Source organism: Parabacteroides sp. AF39-10AC, assembly GCF_003635405.1.
Lineage (GTDB): Bacteria > Bacteroidota > Bacteroidia > Bacteroidales > Tannerellaceae > Parabacteroides > Parabacteroides distasonis.
Map to the genome: position 1 here is coordinate 1 of NZ_QTLP01000033.1, position 5,723 is coordinate 5,723.

At 36.2% G+C, this 5,723-nt stretch carries 6 protein-coding genes and 1 pseudogene; all 7 read left to right on the forward strand.

Annotated elements, in window-relative coordinates:
* Window positions 1–645 precede the first annotated feature (645 nt).
* Window positions 646–1,242, forward strand: a complete 597-nt coding sequence (locus tag DW033_RS21390; RefSeq protein WP_025815044.1) for a Crp/Fnr family transcriptional regulator — start codon at window positions 646–648, stop codon at window positions 1,240–1,242.
* Between the two features lie 323 nt (window positions 1,243–1,565).
* Window positions 1,566–2,234, forward strand: a complete 669-nt coding sequence (locus DW033_RS21395; RefSeq protein WP_025815045.1) for a hypothetical protein — start codon at window positions 1,566–1,568, stop codon at window positions 2,232–2,234.
* A gap of 29 nt (window positions 2,235–2,263) precedes the next feature.
* Window positions 2,264–4,555 carry an outer membrane beta-barrel family protein gene (locus DW033_RS21400; RefSeq protein WP_117887904.1) on the forward strand — a complete coding sequence of 764 codons (2,292 nt, stop codon included), beginning with the start codon at window positions 2,264–2,266 and terminating at the stop codon, window positions 4,553–4,555.
* 12 nt (window positions 4,556–4,567) lie between these two features.
* Window positions 4,568–4,819, forward strand: a complete 252-nt coding sequence (locus DW033_RS24540; RefSeq protein WP_122377541.1) for a 4-fold beta flower protein — start codon at window positions 4,568–4,570, stop codon at window positions 4,817–4,819.
* Window positions 4,820–4,839: 20 nt separating this feature from the next.
* The gene (locus tag DW033_RS21405; RefSeq protein ID WP_025815047.1) at window positions 4,840–5,079 is read left to right on the forward strand and encodes a hypothetical protein; all 240 of its coding nucleotides are present in this window, start codon (window positions 4,840–4,842) and stop codon (window positions 5,077–5,079) included.
* A complete protein-coding gene (locus DW033_RS21410; RefSeq protein WP_025815048.1) occupies window positions 5,033–5,452 on the forward strand; it encodes an RteC domain-containing protein in 420 nt (139 codons plus the stop codon). The genes DW033_RS21405 and DW033_RS21410 overlap by 47 nt, the downstream gene beginning before the upstream one ends.
* Window positions 5,453–5,582: 130 nt before the next feature.
* Window positions 5,583–5,723: pseudogene (locus tag DW033_RS21415) on the forward strand (DNA-binding protein); the annotation flags it as partial.

A 5,723-nucleotide genomic window follows, 5' to 3' on the forward strand; every position in this document is an offset into this window, starting at 1 on the left:
CAAATTTTCTATAGAATTAAAGAATTTTCCCCCTGATTTATCGGGTGAGCCATGTATAGTTTGCTTTAGTCCCACTTATTTTGCTTATTCTTGGAAATGAAAAATTCCTGAATTTCTTTGAAATTCAAGAATTTACATCGTTTTTCTTTTCTTAAAAGTGGTGCCACCAGCAACCGAAAATCGGTTTGTATAGCACTATTTCTCAATAAGTTATATCTTCATTACGATGTTAGTCCCTTGAATAAGGTTTTCACAACTTTGCACCGTTCAACACAATTTTGTGTCTTAGGTTCGATTTCTGCGTGCAAAGGTAGATATTTATTTGGAATTATCAATATATCCAAGAAGTTTTTTTAGCATTTAGTATATTTTCAAATATTACATTATCTTTTCGGGAAACGAAAACAAGAATATTATCTATTGAATAACAGGTATTTACAAGAAGTATATAGAATAATGGGTAACGATATAGAAACGAGCGTATTTCTTTAATTTGCCTTATGTTTCCACTGTTTCAATACTCTGCTACAAAAATAGTTATATTCCTTTAAATGCCAATAATGTCTTTGTAAAACTACAACTTTATTGTAGTTTTGTATAAGCATGAGATTAGTAAAAATATCATCTCCTAACAATATCAAACATATGAAGAACTTCAATGCACAATACGGTAAGCATTCCCGATTGGAATTATTAAAACATTTCATCTTGGAGCATGGAACTTATATCGAACTCAAAAAGGGAGAACAGTTCTCTGTTCAGGGTAAAATGAACCGCCGGGGGGCTTATATTGAAAACGGCTTATTGAGATATATCCATGTGGATGAAAGAGGAAATATACATATAGTAGGATATACTTTTTCAAATGAATTTGCAGGGAGTTTATGTACATTCATAAATCCCGACCGACCGTCATTAGTCACTATTGAGGCTGTTTGCGATTCAAAGATTTACTATCTACCGTATTCAACGGCAGAGGAATTCTTTACGACAAATGCCGAAACCATGCAAATAAAGTGTACGCTTGTCGAACAATCATACTTGTTGATGTATCATAGATTATTGGATATGTACTGTAAAACTACGGAAGAACTTTATCTTGATTTATTGAACAGATGCCCCGACATTCAAGAGCACATTACGTTGAAAGAAGTGGCTTCTTTCTTACAAGTCACACCTGAAACAATCAGTCGCATCCGCCACAAACTGAACAAATGCATCCGTTGCAAACTGGAGAAATAGCCAATCTTTAACATCCATTATAGCGGGGTCTTGACAATTGTCAAGACCTTTTTTCTTTATTCTTCCGTATTTTGCCATTTCAAGAAATCAATGTTCAATTACTTAAAACAGCAATAAGATGAAGAAGAAAATTACTTTTCACATGATGTTTTCCGTATTTATTATCTGTACTCTCTCGTGTCTAACAAGTTGTAGTAACAACGATATTCCTATTCCTGTCTTTACCTCTGAGGCATTGGAACAAACCACTTGGTAAGCACAAAGAACTGTGTACAATACCAAAATTAAAGAAGATGTATTAGCGGATAAGGCTTAAATGAAGTGTGGATGCGACTAATCAGATAATTTCAAACGTTTGGAAGACAGCAATATTTTTGTTATTTTTTTTATTTCTCGCCCGTTCAGTCAATGCACAAGTACAAAACGGGTGGACTCCAAACGATTCTGTCCGATTGACCAAAATGCTGAAAGGAGAAATGCCTATCCATATTGATGATGCTTTTAAAAGGGAACTGGAACAGTCTATTATTGGTCATTCGCCAAAAGACGATAATAGGTACTGGGATGATTTTAGGTTAGATATTGATTTTAAAGAAGATTTTCCGAATGTAGTAAATATTGAGTGCGCCACAACGTTTCACTACAAATTAAATCATAACAATAATCTATTGAATGGAAATCTAAAATGCAAAAGCCTTATGAGAAATAGTCGGATAGATAAAAATCTCCCTCTTATAAAGATTCAACAAAAAACAAACATGACTATTCCTTTAAACAAGAAATTACATTTTAGTGTATATGGAAGCTATACACTGGACAAAAAACGTAGTGTGATACTTCCGGCAACTTCTATCCCTTATAAGGTAGGAGCAGGATTTTCATATGAGATAGGTAAACATGCCATTATTAAATCCCAAACGAACTACCAATATAACATAATACAAAAAAAATGGGAATGGTTCTTTGGTGCAGGAGTTTTTTTTACCTTTTAGTAGTCTTGTAATCAATAAACTGAATTCGTATGATGCGATTAAATAAAATAATAACATTGACATTTTTCTACCTATTTTTAGGTTGCTCTCAAACAGTCGCTTGGGGGCAAACGATTAACGGAAAAATAATAGATGACAAACAACTGCCTATAGACGGTGCGACTATTATTTTGCAAACAATGGATTCGACTTATATAGGCGCATCCATTTCCAATGCTGACGGCATATTCGTTTTTAAAAGCCAACAGGAAGAATACCGATTGATAATACAACACCTTTTGTATGAAACAAAACAGATGACAGGTAAGGGAAATGATGCCGGAATTATTCAACTTCAACCTAAAGACTATGCTTTGGATGAAGTTATCATAAAGGCGGAACGTCCTTTTGTAAAAGTGGAGAATGGACTTTTAGGATATAATCTTGCTGTTCTTACCCAAAATCAACTCGTAAACAATGCGTATGAAGCATTGACAAAAATACCGGGAGTGCAAGAAGACAGAGGAATACTAACTTTGGCTGGAGCAGGAAAACTGACTGTTATTCTAAATGGGAAACCTACCACAATGGATGCCGGACAGCTTGAAACAATTTTGCGCAATACTCCGGTGAATCGTGTAGAAAAAGCGGAAGTGATGTATAGCGCACCTCCTGAATATCATGTACGGGGAGCAGTCATTAATCTTGTTTTAAAGCATGCAAACGATTACTCTTTTCAGGGGGAGATAAGTGCTGACTATAAGAACCAGTACTTCAATGACGGGGGAATGAATGGAAACTTTCGTTTATCAACTCCCAAAATGGCTTTTGATGTAATGTACGGAGCAAATAACGTAAAAAAGATAGAATACATAGACCTTGATTCCAAACATACGCTAAAAGATGAACCACATCATATCATACAAAACGAACAGTTACGTAGTAAGTACTGGAAGCACGACCTTAGAGTAGCTTTTGAATATAACTTCAACAACAAAAACAATATCAATGTAGCATACACAGGCAGTTATACCCCCGACCAGCATAATAACAGCCGGACATCAGGCAACTACCAAACCAGCAATGTGGATAAATATGTTGACAATCAAATGCACAATATTACATTGCAATATCATTTGGGGTTCGGAATTGAAATAGGTGGTGATTATACACATTATACTTCCAATAATAATCAAAGGCTATACGCAAATTATCAAGATGGAAATCAGAGTTGTTTCTCTATGGTTGGCGGACAAAAGATAGATCGCTATTCTATCTATGCAGACCGGAAACAGTCTTTACCCAAAAGATGGAATCTGGGTTATGGAGTTTCCTACCGATTTGCTAAAGACATTGATTTCCAAACTTATGATAAAGTGACAGGTAACATTCAAACTCAAAACACATATTCCAATCTAAGAGAACAAACTACCAGCTTTTATGTATCATTGAGCAAAAACTATACAACAGGTACGTCTTTATCCGTTTCTGCTACGGGAGAATATTATACGATTGGCAATTATCATAAATGGGCAGTTTACCCACAAGCATCATTGATTTACTTTAAAACACCGAAACATATGTTTCAACTTTCATTATCTACGGACAAAACTTATCCAAGCTATTGGGATATGCAATCTTCCGTCAGTTATCTTAATGGATATACAGAATTATGGGGAACGCCGGGGTTGAAACCGATGACAAACTATAACCTGAATGGGAATTATATATGGAAGCAGAAATACATCTTTGGTTTGTTTTTCACGTACACCTCAGATTATTTCACTCAAGCCGCCTATCAATCGACTGACAGGCTGGCACTAATCTATAAAAATACAAATTGGAACTATATGCAGGTATGGGGCGCAAACATCATATTGCCTTTTAAGGCAGGAAACTGGCTGGATTCCCGATTGACCTTAGTCGGTATGCAAATGCACCAACGCTGTGATAATTTTTTCGACATTCCTTTCAATCGTAAGAAATGGGTATTTAGCGGCACACTGGATAATACGTTTAAGGTAAATAAGAATTTGTCTTTCGAACTGATGGGAAATGTACAGACGCCCGTCATACAAGGGACATTTGATATAGAATCTATTTTTAATCTCACTGCCGGATTACGGTGGAATTTCGCCAATGACAAATTGAGCTTATCCGCCCGTTGCAATGATATATTTGATACGGGAATGCCTGCAACACGAGTTCGTTTTAAGGAGCAAAACTTGAATATGAATAGCGGATTTTATTCACGAGCATTTACTCTACATTTCAGTTATCGCTTTGGTGGATATAAGAAAAAAGAGGTAAAAAAGATTGATACATCAAGATTTAGATACTAATTCAAAAATGATATGAGAACATTGTTACTAATTCTGAGTGTTTTATGTTTCGGTTCATGCAAAACGTCATTGATTACCTATCGAAATGGATATATATTTGACAAGCAAGGTGAAACGATTGGTAATTATACTAACGGATATATTTATAGTTCAAAGAGAATACTTAAAGGATATTATTCCAATGGCTATATTTATGATGATAATCACAATATTATAGGGAATTATGCAAATGGATATGTGAAAATGAAAAACAAAGACGATTAATAATATAATTTCAACACTACATGGAAAGTGTATTACAACAGAGATTTTTCCGTTTATTATCGGAATACTCGCAGCGTACAGTTTCTGTTTCCGAGTTGGCAGAAGCTATCGAGGAATTGGCTACGCATGTAGCCAATTTTAGTATCAACGAACAGGATTATAGCGTATCACTGCGTTATTTTTCCTTTGGTTTGCACCGTCTTAAATCGTATCGTGTACGGTTTGAGCAAGAAAAAAATGCCCTATCTGTATCTAATTGATGAAGCGATAGGACTTTTGAACACCGAAATACGCCTTATCGAGTGGCATATCAAGTACCCGGAACAGTTACAGCAACCCGTCAACAAACAAGCCCTTTCCCCTCTTTTCCTCGCTGACAAGACTACTCTTATCAACATCATGGAAATGGTCAGCGGTCTGTTCCTCTCCAAAGAAATCGTATATCAGAACGGCAAGCCCGCCTACCTGGTGGATTTGTCCAAAGCCTTTGAATGGCTGTTCAACATCAAGATAAGCGACTGCCACCAAAAGCATGAGGACGTGATAAAACGCAAGCCGGGTAAAATCACAGAGTTTCTTAATGGACTGGCAGAGCTTATCCGCAAGGAACATGAAAAGAAAGGGTACAGATAACCAACGGCTTATGATTTATTTATAGGGGATTCCATTAGTTCCCCCGTAATTTCTTTGCGCCTGTTTTCTGAACTTTGCTTCATCAATCGATTGACAGACCATAATGTATAATCAGAAAAATGAAGCAATCATGTATATAGAGAATGACGATTTCAGCGTATGGATGCAGAAGCTGTACGCCAAACTGGAAGAACTCTGCAAGGATGTACGGGTACTGCGCAATGCCGACAGGGTGTTGCCCGAAGATGACAACCTGCTGGATAATCAGGAC